We start from the raw sequence: 15,594 nt of genomic DNA on the forward strand, positions 1-15,594 counted from the left end.
ACACCTTAATTCACTTTGATGCGGGCGACTCTATCTCTAGTGTGTGCCAATAAATCTAGTGCTTGGCCATTCATGGAGATAGAAGTGCCATGCGCGTTGCCTACCGTAATGCTAAGGGGAGGGGCAATATTAACGCTATCTGATGCGCCTGCAGCCAGCACTTTGCTGTAGATTTGCTTGCCACTGGCATCCACTATATTTACCCAGGTTTCTTCTGTGGCATCAATGACCAGTTGTGCACTTTTAGCTGTGTTTTGGACAGGCCCTTTCGGTGGAATAGGTTCGATAGGTGGTGGGGTGGCTGTTGTCACATTTGGCTTAGGCTGGAGTGCATTGGCTGCTGCGGTTGCAGCGTTATTGCTAGTGCTCGCATTGTTTATCGTAGGGGTTGTTGTTGTATTGGCCGCTTGTGGTGCCTGTTGGGTTGCCAATTCAGTAGCAGGTGGTAGGGTTAAGTTATTGCTACTATTAGCATCTGCGGCAGGTGCTGGTAACTCAATCGGTGTGGTGTTGTCTTGCCGCTCTGCAGCGGGCAATGCAAACTCCACGCTGCCATCAACAGGCGCTGCTGGCGTAGATTCGGCACCTGGTTTTGCAGCTGAAATCGCAATCTCGGATACCACGTTTGGTTTAATTACTTGCGTGTAGTAATAGAATAGACCAGCGATTAATGCAAAGCACAGCAGTAAGCCAATGAACGACTTGAAAGAAAAGCTAGCGCGATGCTCACCAATGACTGAACGGTGCTCTGGCGGTTTGACAGCGAAAGATTGTGGTGAAATATCTGGTACTAATGCGCTATAAGCCGCCACTATAGGCGCAGCATCTATTTTAAGCGCTTTAGCATAGTTGCGAATAAAGCCACGCACAATCGACGGCTGGGGCAACTTATCATAGCGATCGGCTTCAAGCGCTTCGACTTGATTGACGCCTAAACGTAATTGGCTGGCAATATCCTGTACGCTTAGTTTTTGTTTTTCACGGGCAGCCCTCAGCGCACCTCCACAAGCGGAAGGCAAGGCCTCTTGTATGAGAGGGGCTGGCGATTCGATCTCAACAGTCGCCGCTTGCGTTGGTTCAGTAGTCTCAACCACTTGTTCAGGTTTACTTTGTGCTTTTCGCGCCATGGTAAATGATCCGGAGTGTACTAATGTTGTGAATTTAACAGCAATTGTGTTTCGGCTGAGTTGGGGTATTGTTTTCTGAGCTGAATCGCATAGCTAGCCTCATTGTCTTTATCACCCAACACACGTTCAATCTTAATGCCTAACCACAGTACTTCTGCACTCGGTGCAGCAATCAACGTGTTTTGCAAGGTTGCTTTAGCTGCCTTTACATCACCACGATTGAATTGCAAGTTGGCAAGATGGTAGGCAGCTGGGTGTAACAAAGGTTGCAATTGCAAGGCTGCGGTTAAGTAACGTTCGGCATTGATATAGTCTTTTTTACGAATGGAACAAATCCCAGCGTTGGCATAAGCGAGATGCGGTGTTTCGTACAAAGGGTTTTTAACGGCGCTTAAAAAGTGATTAATAGACTCATCATAACGGTTTGTTTTGCATAAAAAGTTACCATAATTATTGTGCGATTCTGAACTGTTTGGTTTAAGTTGCAATGCTTTCTGAAAAGCAGTGTCAGCTTTGGCATTTTCACCCAATGTCCCGTAAACCAGTCCAAGCCCGTTGTAGGCAAGGGCGTAGTCTGGGTCGTTACGCAGTGCAATATTGAATTCTTCTAAGGCAATCTCAAATTTACTTTCTTGTAAGTAGGCAGCGCCTAGCTCGGTGTGCGCACGCGCTTGATTGGTGAGCGCAGAATCGGTGTTATAGGGGTTGGTGGATTGTTGTGATACACACGCACTGAGCACTACAGCCAGCATGGCCGCTACAAATCTACCCAACATCCATTGCATTAAGACACCGCCTGTACAGAAATATGTTTCAAACTACGTTTGGTTTTATCTAGGACTTTGCCAGCCAATTGACCGCATGCAGCGTCAATATCGTCACCACGGGTTTTGCGAACGGTCACGACATAGCCAGCGCTCATTAAAATATCACGAAACACGCGAATATGACTAGGCTTTGACGTTTCATAGCCGCTATTGGGGAATGGGTTAAACGGAATCAGGTTAAATTTACATGGGACATGTTTGACGATATCTAACAATTGGTGTGCATGTTCCACAGTATCGTTCACACCGTCTAGCATCACGTATTCAAATGTGACGAAATCGCGCGGGGCTTTGACTAAATAGCGCTCACATGCAGCCATCAGGTCTTTAATTGGGTATTTTTTGTTAATCGGGACAATCACATCACGCAGTGCATCATTTGGTGCATGCAGTGATACAGCCAATGCAACCGGGCAGTCTTCCTTTAATCTGTCCATCGCAGGCACCATACCACTGGTAGAGAGTGTGACGCGACGGCGACTCAATCCGTAAGCGCTGTCGTCCAGCATGATTTGCATGGCAGTCACCACGTTGTCGTAGTTGGCCAAAGGCTCACCCATGCCCATCATCACCACATTGGAGATAATCCGGTCATTGAGCGGTAGCATGTCGTAGCCATCTGCTTGGCGTAAAGATTTATTCGCAATCCACAGCTGGCCAATAATTTCGGACACGCTTAAATTGCGGTTAAACCCTTGTCGACCCGTACTACAAAATGTGCACTCCAGTGCGCAGCCTACCTGGCTGGAAACACACAGTGTGCCTCGGTCATCTTCCGGAATAAACACAGTTTCAATACTATTGGCAGTATCTGTACCAATCAGCCACTTGCGTGTGCCATCATCTGAAATTTGCTCTAGTTGCACATTGGGCAACTTCATTTCAGTTTCCGTCATTAATTTTTCACGCAGCACTTTAGCGATATCCGTCATTTGATTGATATCGGTCACGCCAAAATGATGCATCCAGCGCATCATTTGCTTGGCGCGAAAAGGTTTCTCGCCGATACTCACGAAGTAATCGGCGAGTTGAGGTTGATTGAAATTCAGTAAATTAATCAACGTTTAACCTTTTCAAGTACAGTTTGCAAAGTACAGTTTGGAGATTAACCAAAGAAGTATTTGATCTCGATAGCTGCATTCTCAGCAGAATCTGAACCATGTACTGCGTTAGCGTCAATGCTTTCAGCAAAGTCAGCACGAATCGTACCTGCAGCAGCTTCTTTCGGGTTGGTTGCGCCCATCAGTTCACGGTTTTTCAACACAGCATTTTCGCCTTCCAATGCTTGAATCATCACTGGACCAGAAATCATAAAATCGACTAACGCTTTGAAGAAAGGACGCTCTTTATGCACAGCATAAAAGCCTTCTGCTTCTGCTTGTGTTAATTGTGCCATTTTTGCAGCAACAATTTTTAAGCCCGCGTTTTCAAAACGTGTGTAAATTTGACCAATGACGTTTTTAGCTACTGCGTCTGGTTTGATAATGCTGAGGGTGCGTTCTACTGCCATGGAAACTCCAAATAAAATTTACAAAATTAAAGAATTAAAATAACTACTTACAAAGACCGACACCTTACCATTTTTAGTGGTTTTAATAAACCAAAAGTTGCGATTTTATGCGCTATTAATATCGTTACCGCCGGCTGCAACTAGCATCAAAAGCGGGAATAGCGCATGATTTGTTATGTTGATAACGCAATATGCCGCTATTCAACACGTTATGATGCTTAGGTGGTGAAATTGTTTCGTGTATTGATGTGATTGGTCATGCGATGATTCACCTATATTGAACTCATTATAAATATGGCAGAATAGTATTCATGCAAACTTCAACGACAAAGACAGTCAATGCAACTTGCCCAGCCTGTGGGTTGCTGTGTGATGATGTGACGGTAAGCTGGCAGGGCCCGGACGCCAAGCTAGATGTGACCGTGAAGTCAGGCAAGCCCTGCGGTAAAACCGTGGCATTCTTTTCACGCCCGCTCAATGCAGCAACGCCGATGATTGCTGGAAAACCGGTGAGCTTGGTAGAAGCGATTGCGCATGCCGGAAAATTGCTACAGCAAGCGCAGATGCCTTTGGTGGCTGGGCTCAGTACGGATTTGGCTGGTTTTAGAGCGGCTTATCAGTTTGCGCACCCTACGCAATCTAACAGGCCGCAGGCCAATATGATGCACATGAATGTGCATAGCTCACTACGTAATACCAAGGTGCTGCAATCTACTGGATGGCAGACCACAACGCTGACCGAAGTAAAAAATCGCGCAGATATGATTGTCTGTATCGGTACTGATGTGGTGCACCACAATCCACGGTTTTTCGAGCGTGCCGTGTGGACCGACGAAGCCATGTTTACGGATGCCAGCGCGCGCAAAGTGATGTATTTGGGTGGCGATGATTTGAATACCGCACCGGGTGTGAGCCCTAAGGGTGAATTACCTACCGTGTTGCCTTGTGCAACCATAGATTTACCTGAGGTCACGGCTGCTTTACGTGCGCTGTTGCAAGGCAAAGTGCTCAAGGTAGATGCCATCGCTGGCGTGAAAGTAAGCGCGTTAACACAACTGGTCGAGCAACTTAAACAAGCGAAATATGCCGTACTGATTTGGGTAGCCAAAGATCTGGATTTTCCACATGCAGAACTCACCATACAAAATATTACAGAGAGCGTTGTCATTTTGAATCAGCAGTCGCGCGCCATGGGGTTGGGGTTGGGTGGTAGCGATGGCGATACCACTGTGAATTATGCACACACTTGGTTAGATGGCTTGACTTTGGGTGAGCAGGACGTGGATGCGCACGATTTGATCGTGTGGATCAATAGTTTTAGCCCAGATAAACCGATGCCAAATGTGAGTCAGCCGGTGATTGCGTTTGGGCACCCTGATACGCAATTTACAACGCCGCCGGAAGTGTTTATTCCAGTGGCCACGCCTGGACTAGATGCTACAGGCACTCTGTTTAGAGTGGATTCTTCTGTGGTGTTACCGCTGAAAAAAGTACGTGAAAGTGCGTTGCCAACGTTGGCCGAAGTGTTATTAAAACTGGAGGCGCAACTGGCATGATTACTCTACTTAAAAACGCCAAAGTCATTGATCCAGCACATGGCAAAGATGGTGTGCGTGAAGATATTTATATCCGCGATGGCCGCATTATTGCCAAACCAAGTGACACGGAAAAAATACAGCAAACGATTGATTTGAACGGCAAGATCGTCATGGCGGGTGCGATTGATATGCACAGCCATATCGGCGGCGGCAAAGTGAATATCGCCCGCATGATGTTGCCGGAATATCAGGAAACCAAGCGCTATACCGAGCCTGAGGCGCACATCTGTACGCCAAGCTGTACGCATCATGCTACGCCGAGCACCACCGATACTGGTATGCACTATATCGAAATGGGCTATACCGCTGCGTTTGAACCAGCGATTTTAGCGGTCAATGCCCGCCAAGCGCATTTGGAGATGGGCGATACGCCCATGATCGACAAAGGCGGCTACGCCATGCTGGGCAACGACGATTATTTTTTGCGATTGCTAGCAGGTAAAGCCGACCAAAAAGCGATTAACGATTATGTGGCTTGGACACTGCATGCCACACAAACCATTGGTATTAAAGTAGTGAATCCAGGTGGTATTTCTGCATTCAAGTTTAATCAACGCCGTTTGAATTTAGACGAAAACAATGTGCATTACCAAGTGACTCCGCGCCAAATTTTACAAAGTTTGAGTCGCGCAGTGCATGAGCTGGGTATTGCAAAACCATTGCATGTGCATTGCAATAACTTAGGCGCGGCGGGTAACTTTCAAACCACGTTAGATACGATGGGTGCCAGCGATGGCATTCCGATGCATCTCACGCATATCCAATTCCATAGTTACGGCACAGAAGGCGACAAGAAGTTTTCATCGGCCGCTGCCCAAATAGCACAAGCGCTTAACGCCAACAAGCATATCAGCGCAGACGTAGGCCAAATTCTATTTGGTCAAACTGTCACTGCTTCTGGCGACAATATGATGCAGCATCTCAATGCCAAAATCGCCAATCCTAAAAAATCGGTGATCATGGACATTGAATGCGATGCAGGTTGCGGTGTCGTGCCATTTAAGTATCGCGACCAAAATTACGTGAATGCATTGCAATGGGCGATTGGCTTGGAAATTTTCTTAAGTGTAGAAGACCCATGGCGTATCTTCTTAACCACAGATCATCCCAACGGTGCGCCATTTACAAGCTATCCGCATTTAATTCGTTTATTGATGGATAAAAGCTTTAGGAACGATGCGTTTGCAAAGTTGAACTTGGACGCACAAGCCATGAGCAACCTGACCAGCTTGAATCGCGAGTACAGTTTGTATGAAATTGCGACCATGACACGTGCAGCAGCTGCCAAATTGATTGGTTTACATGACCGTGGTCATTTGGGTGTTGGCGCCGCTGCAGACATTACGGTGTATACAGACCAAGCAGACAAAGAAGCGATGTTCAGTAAACCGGATTACGTGTTTAAAGATGGTGAGCTGGTGGTAAGAGACGGCAAGGTAGTGAAAGTGGTGTGGGGTAAAACACATACGACCAAACCTGCGTTTGATGTGGGTGTGGAAAAAGGATTAAAAGACTATTTTGATAAGTATCACACCATGCAGTTAGACAACTTTAAGATTAGCAACGATGAGATTGCGCAAGATGGGCGTAATCAAGTCATTAACCATATGCCAACGTGAGTAAATAATGATACTAAACGGCGTACAAATAGACGATACCTTTGCCGAAGCTTTTAATATGCGCGGCACGCGGATTATCATCACTGCACTAAATCTCAAATGGGCTTATCACGCAGCGAATACGATGACTGGTTTTGCGACCAGCGTGATCGGCTGTGGCGTAGAGGCTGGAATTGAACGCGAATTGACTGCGGATGAAACACCAGACGGACGTCCAGGGGTGAGCATTTTGATGTTTGCCATGGGGAGCAAGGTGTTGATGCAACAATTGGAAACCCGCATGGGACAATGTATTCTCACCTGTCCAACGGCAGCCGCGTTTTCGGGCATCGCCTCGGAAGACCAAATTAGTCTAGGTAAACATTTGCGTTATTTTGGCGATGGCAATCAAGTGTCTAAATTGATTCCAGATGCTAACGGAGTAAATCAACGTTACTGGCGCATTCCGGTGATGGATGGCGAGTTTTTAACGCAAGAAACCACCGGTATGGTGCGCGCGATTGGCGGCGGTAACTTTTTGGTATTGGGTCAAAGTCAGCCACAAGTATTAGCAGCATGCGAAGCAGCGATTGAGGCCATGAAAAAAGTGCCTAATGTGATCATGCCGTTTCCTGGAGGTGTGGTGCGTTCGGGTTCCAAAGTGGGGAGTAAATACCCCAAAATGTTTGCCAGCACCAACGATGCATTTTGCCCAACCTTAAAAGGTGTGGTCAACACGGAGTTGGATATGGACATTGAAAGCGTGATGGAAATCGTGATTGATGGCCTGACGTTTGAGGACATCGCCTTGTCCATGAAAGTTGGTATTGAAGCGGCTTGCAGTCTAGGCAGCGAAGCTGGTATCAAACGTATCTCTGCCGGTAATTATGGCGGTAAATTAGGGCAGCATCATTTTAAATTACATCCAATCTTGCAAGGAAATCTATCGGGGGCGACAGCATGAGCGCATTGATATTCACGCTAAAACCAACGGTTACCACTCAGGTGGATTGTCGAGCGCTGATACCGGACACGCTAGCAGGTAAAACACTGACCGATATCAAAGCGATGCGCTTGCAGCAACAGCTTACCGTAGCAGATGTGTTTGATGTGGCTGGCGAAGACACTACACATCTCATATTCAAACAAGCAAGCCCATTGATGCACCATGTTGGCTATCAAATGAAAATAGGCCAAATTATTATTGAAGGCAATGTCGGTGATTTTGTGGGTGCAGCCATGCAAGGTGGCGTACTCATTTGCAAAGGCAATGTAGGCGAACGGGCAGGTGATACGATGCGTAGAGGCATGTTGCTGATTGAAGGCGATGCGGGTGCGTATTGTGCATCGAGTATGAAAGCCGGCACTTTAGGTGTGTTAGGCAAAACAGGTGCACGGTTGGGCTTTGGCATGAAGCGAGGCACGTTATTATTAGCACAGGCACCGACATTGCACGCTACATGGTTGGATTGTGGCTGGCATACATTACCATTCTTGAATATTTTGTATCAGTCATTTAAAACACTGGATTCACGCTTTGCTGCATTGACACAAATGCGTGTACAACGCTGGGTAGGGGACGTATCTGGACTAGGGAAGGCTGAGATTCTAGTACTGGCCTAATGGGGTTGTTACCTCATTTTTAAAAAAAGATAAGAATTCATCAAGAGGAGTCGTCATGAGCTTATTAGAAAAGTTGCAAGGTGATCGTGCTGCGTTGCCCGCTGCGTTCTCGGCCAAAGCGGTGGGGCTTGCTTGGTTAGGCGCGTTTATTGCGATTGCGGTTGTTGCAATCTTGACGCAGCGCTTGGAGCATATGCTGATACTTGGCTCCTTTGGCGCTTCTTGCGTGATTTTATTTGCATATCCCGATGCACCGTTTGCGCAACCGCGCAACACAGTTGGCGGGCATTTCTTGAGTTCATTGGTTGGGTTGACAGTAGTTTCTTTGCTTGGGGTGACTTGGTGGGCGTTGGCAATCGCCGTAGCCACGGCGGTCGCACTCATGATGGTGACACGCACCGTACACCCGCCGGCTGGGTCTAATCCGGTGATTGTTTGGTTGTTAGCCGCTTCTCATGGTGGCTTAGGTTGGGATTTTCTGTTGTTTCCAACATTGTTTGGCGCCATTGCAATTACCATTGTCGCCCTCATTTATAACAATGTCACCCGTGAAGGCCGGTACCCAAAATACTGGTTTTAATACGCGATTAGAACGGGTGGTGTTAAAATCCCCCTTTTCAATTAGTGTTATTGTGTGATGAGTCAATATTTAACCGCTGCCCTCTATAAATTTGTAAGTTTGCCGAATTATCAAGCATTGCAGGCACCTATTTTGGACGCCTGTAATCAGCACCATATTAAAGGCACGTTGCTATTAGCAGGGGAAGGCATTAATGGCACCATTGCTGGCGCACCGGAAGATATCCGTGCTTTGCTGGCTTATCTAAAAAGCTTTCCTGAATTCAGTGATCTTGAACATAAAGAATCTTACGCTGATACACATCCGTTTTACCGCATGAAGGTCAAGCTTAAAAAAGAAATTGTCACCATGGGTGTAGCGGGGGTGAATCCGAATGATGTGGTGGGTACTTATGTGAAACCGGAAGACTGGAATACATTAATTAGTGACCCGGACGTGATTTTGCTGGATACCCGTAATGATTATGAAGTGCATATCGGTACCTTTAAAGGCGCAGTGGACCCTAAAACTGCTACTTTTAGAGAGTTTCCAGAATACGTTGCGCAGCATCTAGATAAAACCAAACATAAAAAAGTCGCCATGTTTTGTACCGGTGGCATCCGTTGTGAAAAAGCTTCTTCTTTTATGAAGCAACAAGGTTTTGAAGAGGTATACCATTTGCAGGGAGGTATTCTCAAGTATTTGGAAACCGTGCCGAAAGAACAAAGTATGTGGGAAGGTGAGTGCTTTGTGTTTGACCAGCGTGTTGCCGTGAAGCATGGGTTGGAAGTGGGTGAATACGATCAGTGTTATGCCTGCCGTATGCCGTTATCACCAGAAGAGCTGGAAAGCCCGCAATATACGCCGGGGATTAGCTGTCCACATTGTTATGATAAGACGTCCGAAGAGAAGAAAGCTGCCTTAACAGAAAGGCAAAAACAAGTGATTCTAGCTAAAAAAAGGGGCGAGAGTCACATTGGAGAAAAACAAAAACCTTAAGTAAACAAGGCAACCGAATATGAGAAACGGCGCATGCATAAAGACGTGGAAGCATTAAACGCCTACTTACATTTTTTGCGTTCAAAAGGCGTGGTACATACCAACCTAGCGCAGCGTGTTGCATTTCTGAATACATTGATTGCCGGTTTGGCTGCCAAACCCTATGATCGGGTTGCCTATGCCAGCGCGCTAAACGGCATCATGAAAAAGACACGAGATCATTCTTGGCATTTTCATATGCAAATTGCCAGAGAGTTCTATCCGTTTTGGATGCAGGATATCAAAGCGATTGCCGTATTGAGCGAGAGTTATGTGGTGGATAAAGATGCAGTCACATGGTCACCACTACCAACGTCACTGAAGGCTTTGTCTGCCATGCTAGATCAAATGACCTTTAGTGAACTCGAGAGCATACAGCTTGAGCGATACTTAAATGGTATGCGTCAGCAAGCGTTGACCAAAGATGTGGTGGTAGTGAACATCAAGCTAGCCAAAATTATATTAATCCGCTTGCGTGATGCGCCCCAAAGAAATGGGGCACTTTACCGAGTGGCTGTAGATATGACATTGCCACTATTCCGATTAAAAAACTCAAGGCAACAGTTTTTAAGTGTAGTCCGAGAGTTTTTTAATTACTGGGTAGTGACTTAACTACCATTAGGTGATTTATTTAAGTTACTACGTTGTAGCAACTGGGTAATTGTTGCTAGTAAAGGCTTTCCCAAAACTTCCACCAAATACGCTCGTCCTGTGTTGCTTTGCCAGCCAGCATTGGATTTTGCGGATAGTTAGTCTTCAAAATACGTAGTGTGTCGTTCTTCAGGTCGTCCATTTCCATATAGTCGTAGGCGCTGACCATCACCACCAATGCTTCTTCCACAGAGGTAGAGTTTGGGTAATATTCCAACACGTATTTAGCACGATTCAACGCTGCGACATAGGCTGTGCGGTTCATGTAATAACGTGCAACGTGCATTTCATGCTGCGCAAGCGCGTTGACTAAATACACCATGCGTTGTGTTGCATCTTTGAAGTAGCGACTTTTTGGATAGCGATCAGTCAGTTCTTTAAATGCCGCAAAAGATAATTTGAGCGTTTTAGGGTCGCGGTCTGTAATTTCTTGCGCAGTATATTTTTCCATGAAACCACGCTCATTAAAAGTAGCCAGCCCCTTCAAATAGTAAGCGTAATCCACATTAGGGTGATTGGGGTGCAACTTGATAAAACGCTCGGCTGCGGCCAAGCACAAAATGGGGTCTTGTTTTTTATAGTAGGCATAAGCAATTTCTAATTGTGCTTGCGTAGCGTAGACACCATGGGGAAAGCGGGACTCTAGCTTTTGAAAGTAACCGATCGCTTTGTCATAGTCCTTGTCGATCATTTTTTCTTGGCCAGCCGCATAAATGCGTTCTGCTTGCCAGCCTTTGGTTTCATCTAATTCGGTAGGTGCACCAAAAATGGCGCAACCATTTAAAAATAAAGCTGAAATGAATACGAGGATAAGCGGTAAAATACGATTCACTATGAAAACCTACATGAAATATTAAAGGCATTATAACTGATGCCACAAAAAAATATGAAAGAAAGCACACTGCAAGCACTGGCGATTCCGGAGTCACTTAATGGCCAACGTTTAGACTTGGCGCTACAAACGCTGATGCCTGAACACTCACGTAGTCGCCTGCAAGCTTGGATTAAAGACGGCTTGGTACAACTTAACCAGCAGCAGGTCACGGCCAAAACCAAAGTATGGGGGGGCGATAAAGTACAGGTCACGCCGCCGCCCAACTTACAGGAAAATGCGTTTAAGCCAGAAGATATTCCACTGGATATTGTGTATGAAGATGATGCGCTGCTGGTGATCAACAAACCAGCTGGGCTTGTCGTACATCCGGCTGCGGGTAATTGGTCTGGTACATTGCTGAATGCCTTACTGTTCCACTATCCAGCGCTCACTGATATTCCACGCTGCGGTATTGTCCATCGCTTAGATAAAGACACCAGCGGTTTACTGGTAGTGGCCAAAACCTTGGAGGCGCAGACCAGTCTGGTGCGTCAACTTCAGGCTAGGACAGTCAAACGAGAGTATCGCGCCATTGTGTGGGGCCAAATCTGGCGCAACGGCAAAATTGACCAGCCGATCGGTCGTCATTCGCATGCGCGTACCAAAATGGCAATTTCGCGCACTGGCAAACCCGCTGTAACGCATTACGAAGTGCTGGAACGCTTTGGCGTGCACACGTATTTGCGCTGTAGTTTAGAAACTGGGCGTACCCATCAGATCCGTGTGCATTTGCAGTTTTTAAAGGCGCCGATGTTAGGTGATCCGGTCTATGGCATTGGCAATATCATTCCGCATAAGTTGATGACACAAACACTACGCGATGCTGTCTCCGGCTTTAAGCGTCAAGCCTTGCATGCAATTAAATTGGGCTTGATTCATCCCGTCACGCAACAGCCAATGGAGTGGCAAATTGAATTGGCCGATGACATGAAAATGTTATTAGAAGCGATGCGTCATGAAGATCCGCCTGAAGACGTCGAGCCATTTGATTTTGGTGTCGATGAAAATGGCCTATATGTTGGTGATGACGACGATGATTGGGATGATGAAGATTTTGACGATGACGAACTGGAAGATGACGAATGATCGCGTCATCGACACTATTCACATCGTTTATTCAGCCTAATTGGCCAGCGCCTGCTAATGTGAAGGCACTGCAAACCACGCGCCTGGGTGGTGTAAGTCGTGCACCTTACAATAGCTTAAACCTTGGGGATCACGTCAAAGACGATCCCGTCCATGTCGCGCATAATCGTCAGTTATTGAGCGATTTTGTGCCATCAGAGCCTGTTTGGCTTAACCAAGTGCATGGCACCCGAGTGATTGATGCAGCGCTCAGCAGTTGTATTGAAACTGCCGATGCCGCCTTTACGGATCGCAAACAAGTGGTGTGTGTGACCATGACGGCGGATTGCTTGCCAGTATTGTTGTGTGATGCACAAGGTAGCATGGTGGCAGCGGTACACGCTGGCTGGCGTAGTCTGTGTGATGGTGCGATAGAGGCTACGGTTGAGTCGATGCTTGCACGGCAACCCGCACTAAAACCAAACCAGCTTATGGCTTGGCTGGGCCCTGCTATTGGTCCGCAAGCATTTGAAGTGGGCAGTGAAGTGCGTGCGCAATTTATAGCGAAAGCGCCATTAGCTGAACAAGCCTTTATGCCACATGGGGATAAATGGTTGGGGAATCTTTACCTGATTGCCCAGCAACGCTTGCATGCCTTAGGCGTGACGAATGTGTATGGTGGCGACATGTGTACTTATACCGATGAAGCGAGATTTTTTTCATTTCGGCGCGATGGGGATACAGGGCGCATGGCAACATTGATATGGCTAAGTGCTTAATACCATGCAGTATTATCAGTTGTAACAGTTTATAATGCGCGCTAATTGTTATTTGGGTGTATATGCAATCGTTTGAATTTTCTTCGTTGACTTGGATTATCGGTACCTGTCTGTTAGGTGGAGTGCTGAGTGTGGTAATCGCCGCATTTTTTGCCTTAAATGCACAGCGCAAGTGGGTGCCTCTGTTGGTAAGCTATGCGATTGGCGCATTACTTGCAGCAGTATTTTTAGAAATTTTGCCACATGCCTTTGAAGTTGCGCCAAGTGTGGAGGCCATGACAGGCACGGTATTGTTAGGCATCTTGTTGTTTTTCACTTTAGAGAAGTTGGTATTATGGCGCCATTGCCATGGCGATCATTGTGAAGCGCATGCGATGCATGATGAAGCGCACTGTCCGGACACGCAGAAAAAACAAGGCGTGAAGTTTACGGCAGTCACGCAAAAAACACCGAGCATCCATGTGCACCATCATCACGAAGCGCATGACAGTGGACGTAGCGGCATGATGATTATGATAGGCGATACCTTTCATAATTTTGTGGACGGCATTTTGATTGCTGCTGCGTTTATGGTGGATACGCAACTAGGCTTGGTGACTGCCATAGCGATTATTGCCCATGAAATTCCGCAAGAAGTAGGCGACTTTTTAATTCTACTGCATTCTGGGTACAGTAAAAAGCAAGCGCTGTTGTTTAATCTATTTTCTAGCTTAGCCACTATGGTAGGGGGCTTGTTGGCTTACTTTGCCTTGCAAACTGTACAGAGCTGGGTGCCCTATATTTTAAGCTTGGCAGCGGCTAGCATGTTGTATGTGGCAGTGGCCGATTTAATTCCTGGTTTGCATAAGCGCACTGCCATTAAAGACACATTGATGCAGATTTCGTTGATTTTTCTGGGGGTGGCGTCCATTGCTATCACCAAATGGTGGCTAGAAGGTTGATATCAGTAGGCTATATCAGCCGTTTCTTTTTACCGTTATTTTTGTATTAGGTTTAAGTATATGCGTACTCCAAAAGTTGGATTTGTTTCATTAGGCTGTCCCAAAGCAGGTTCGGATGCCGAGCGCATTCTGACACAATTGCGGGCAGAGGGTTATGAGATTAGCGGCAGCTATGAACAGTCGGATCTGGTGGTGGTCAACACCTGCGGTTTCATTGATTCTGCGGTACAGGAGTCTCTGGATGCGATTGGCGAAGCCGTGCACAAGAATGGCAAAGTGATTGTGACTGGCTGCTTAGGCGCTAAGCAAGATGTGGTGCAGAACGCGCACCCGAGTGTGCTGGCCATTACCGGTCCGCACGCGCTAGAAGAGGTCATGACACATGTGCATACGCATTTGCCCAAGCCGCATGACCCATATACCGATTTGGTGCCGCCACAAGGCGTGCGCTTAACACCTAACCATTACGCGTATCTTAAAATTTCAGAAGGCTGTAATCACCGTTGCAGTTTTTGTATTATCCCCAGTATGCGTGGCGATTTAGTCAGCCGCCCGATTGGTGAGGTGATGAATGAGGCTGAAAATCTAGTCAATGCAGGCGTGTCAGAAATTCTAGTGATTTCGCAAGATACATCGGCATATGGCGTGGATGTAAAATATCGCAGTGGTTTCTGGAATGGGCGTCCGCTCAAAACTAGAATGACCGAATTGTGTAAAGCGCTTGGCGAACTAGGTGTATGGGTGCGCTTGCATTATGTATATCCCTATCCGCACGTGGATGAAGTGATTCCACTGATGGCAGATGGTTTGATCTTACCCTATTTGGATGTGCCGTTTCAGCATGCTAGTCCACGCATTCTTAAAAGTATGAAGCGCCCAGCCAGTAGCGAGAACAATTTAGCCCGCATCAAAGCGTGGCGTGACATTTGCCCGGACATTACAGTGCGTAGTACCTTTATTGCTGGCTTTCCAGGTGAAACCGAAGATGACTTTCAAATGCTGCTCGACTTCTTGGAGGAAGCACAGTTAGATCGCGTAGGCTGCTTTGCTTATTCTGCGGTAGATGGTGCAAAAGCCAATGACTTGCCCGACCAAGTGCCGGAAGAAATCAAACAAGAACGCCTGAGTCGATTTATGGAAGTGCAGGAACGCATTAGCGCAGCAAAGCTGCAAAACAAAATTGGGACAATGCAAACGGTACTGGTGGACGAAATTACCACAGACGATAATGATAATGTGATTGCAATTGGCCGCACCAAAGCCGACGCACCGGAGATTGATGGTGTGGTGTACCTGCAAGATGCTGAAGGATTAACGCCAGGTGATTTTGTGGATGTGCAGATTTTAGGTGCGGATGGGCATGATTTGGTGGGCGGCCCGCCTGCAGATTAAGTAAGCGACAAG

General features: G+C 46.7%; 16 protein-coding genes. 11 read left to right on the forward strand and 5 right to left on the reverse strand.

Annotated elements, in window-relative coordinates; translation table 11 throughout:
* Positions 1-5 precede the first annotated feature (5 nt).
* Genes A3Q3_RS0100800 through ndk form a run of 4 tightly spaced genes read right to left on the reverse strand, consistent with a single transcriptional unit; the run spans position 6 to position 3,464 of the window.
* Positions 6-1,127, reverse strand: coding sequence for a helix-turn-helix domain-containing protein (locus A3Q3_RS0100800; RefSeq protein WP_020181658.1), 1,122 nt, complete (start codon positions 1,125-1,127; stop codon positions 6-8).
* A 20-nt stretch (positions 1,128-1,147) separates the two neighbouring features.
* A complete protein-coding gene (gene pilW / locus A3Q3_RS0100805; RefSeq protein ID WP_020181659.1) occupies positions 1,148-1,912 on the reverse strand; it encodes a type IV pilus biogenesis/stability protein PilW in 765 nt (254 codons plus the stop codon).
* A complete protein-coding gene (gene rlmN, locus A3Q3_RS0100810; protein WP_020181660.1) occupies positions 1,912-3,015 on the reverse strand; it encodes a 23S rRNA (adenine(2503)-C(2))-methyltransferase RlmN in 1,104 nt (367 codons plus the stop codon). The genes pilW and rlmN overlap by 1 nt, the downstream gene beginning before the upstream one ends.
* 44 nt (positions 3,016-3,059) lie before the next feature.
* Positions 3,060-3,464 carry a nucleoside-diphosphate kinase gene (gene ndk / locus A3Q3_RS0100815; RefSeq protein ID WP_020181661.1) on the reverse strand — a complete coding sequence of 135 codons (405 nt, stop codon included), beginning with the start codon at positions 3,462-3,464 and terminating at the stop codon, positions 3,060-3,062.
* Between the two features lie 311 nt (positions 3,465-3,775).
* Between ndk and A3Q3_RS0100820 the strand changes: the two genes are divergently transcribed.
* From A3Q3_RS0100820 to A3Q3_RS0100850, 7 genes are read left to right on the forward strand one after another with little or no spacing between them, the layout of a single operon-like run.
* The gene (locus tag A3Q3_RS0100820; RefSeq protein WP_020181662.1) at positions 3,776-5,020 is read left to right on the forward strand and encodes a hypothetical protein; all 1,245 of its coding nucleotides are present in this window, start codon (positions 3,776-3,778) and stop codon (positions 5,018-5,020) included.
* Positions 5,017-6,681 (forward strand): formylmethanofuran dehydrogenase subunit A, encoded by a 1,665-nt coding sequence (locus A3Q3_RS0100825; RefSeq protein ID WP_020181663.1) that lies wholly within the window; start codon positions 5,017-5,019, stop codon positions 6,679-6,681. The genes A3Q3_RS0100820 and A3Q3_RS0100825 overlap by 4 nt, the downstream gene beginning before the upstream one ends.
* Before the next feature lie 7 nt (positions 6,682-6,688).
* Positions 6,689-7,624, forward strand: a complete 936-nt coding sequence (gene fhcD / locus A3Q3_RS0100830) for a formylmethanofuran--tetrahydromethanopterin N-formyltransferase (protein ID WP_020181664.1) — start codon at positions 6,689-6,691, stop codon at positions 7,622-7,624.
* Positions 7,621-8,283, forward strand: a complete 663-nt coding sequence (locus A3Q3_RS0100835) for a hypothetical protein (RefSeq protein ID WP_020181665.1) — start codon at positions 7,621-7,623, stop codon at positions 8,281-8,283. Before fhcD ends, A3Q3_RS0100835 begins: the two co-directional genes overlap by 4 nt.
* Before the next feature lie 55 nt (positions 8,284-8,338).
* Positions 8,339-8,863 carry an HPP family protein gene (locus A3Q3_RS0100840; protein WP_020181666.1) on the forward strand — a complete coding sequence of 175 codons (525 nt, stop codon included), beginning with the start codon at positions 8,339-8,341 and terminating at the stop codon, positions 8,861-8,863.
* Between the two features lie 57 nt (positions 8,864-8,920).
* A complete protein-coding gene (locus A3Q3_RS0100845; protein ID WP_020181667.1) occupies positions 8,921-9,841 on the forward strand; it encodes a rhodanese-related sulfurtransferase in 921 nt (306 codons plus the stop codon).
* Positions 9,842-9,874: 33 nt separating this feature from the next.
* The gene (locus A3Q3_RS0100850) at positions 9,875-10,492 is read left to right on the forward strand and encodes a hypothetical protein (protein WP_020181668.1); all 618 of its coding nucleotides are present in this window, start codon (positions 9,875-9,877) and stop codon (positions 10,490-10,492) included.
* Between the two features lie 55 nt (positions 10,493-10,547).
* Here the strand turns inward: A3Q3_RS0100850 and A3Q3_RS0100855 are convergent, their stop codons facing one another.
* On the reverse strand, positions 10,548-11,363 hold the full coding sequence (locus A3Q3_RS0100855) for an outer membrane protein assembly factor BamD (RefSeq protein ID WP_020181669.1): 816 nt from the start codon (positions 11,361-11,363) through the stop codon (positions 10,548-10,550).
* Between the two features lie 39 nt (positions 11,364-11,402).
* On the opposite strand from A3Q3_RS0100855, the gene rluD reads away from it, so the two are divergent.
* The 4 genes from rluD (at position 11,403) to rimO (ending at position 15,582) form a co-directional block, all read left to right on the forward strand.
* Positions 11,403-12,491 (forward strand): 23S rRNA pseudouridine(1911/1915/1917) synthase RluD, encoded by a 1,089-nt coding sequence (rluD, locus tag A3Q3_RS0100860; protein WP_020181670.1) that lies wholly within the window; start codon positions 11,403-11,405, stop codon positions 12,489-12,491.
* Positions 12,488-13,249, forward strand: a complete 762-nt coding sequence (gene pgeF, locus A3Q3_RS0100865; protein ID WP_020181671.1) for a peptidoglycan editing factor PgeF — start codon at positions 12,488-12,490, stop codon at positions 13,247-13,249. Before rluD ends, pgeF begins: the two co-directional genes overlap by 4 nt.
* Before the next feature lie 62 nt (positions 13,250-13,311).
* Positions 13,312-14,190, forward strand: a complete 879-nt coding sequence (locus A3Q3_RS0100870; RefSeq protein ID WP_020181672.1) for a ZIP family metal transporter — start codon at positions 13,312-13,314, stop codon at positions 14,188-14,190.
* A gap of 60 nt (positions 14,191-14,250) precedes the next feature.
* Positions 14,251-15,582: a 30S ribosomal protein S12 methylthiotransferase RimO gene (gene rimO / locus A3Q3_RS0100875; RefSeq protein ID WP_020181673.1), complete on the forward strand. Its 1,332-nt coding sequence runs from the start codon at positions 14,251-14,253 to the stop codon at positions 15,580-15,582.
* Positions 15,583-15,594 lie beyond the last annotated feature (12 nt).

Origin of the sequence: Methylotenera sp. 1P/1, assembly GCF_000384355.1 — a bacterium.
In the GTDB taxonomy this organism is placed as follows: domain Bacteria; phylum Pseudomonadota; class Gammaproteobacteria; order Burkholderiales; family Methylophilaceae; genus Methylophilus.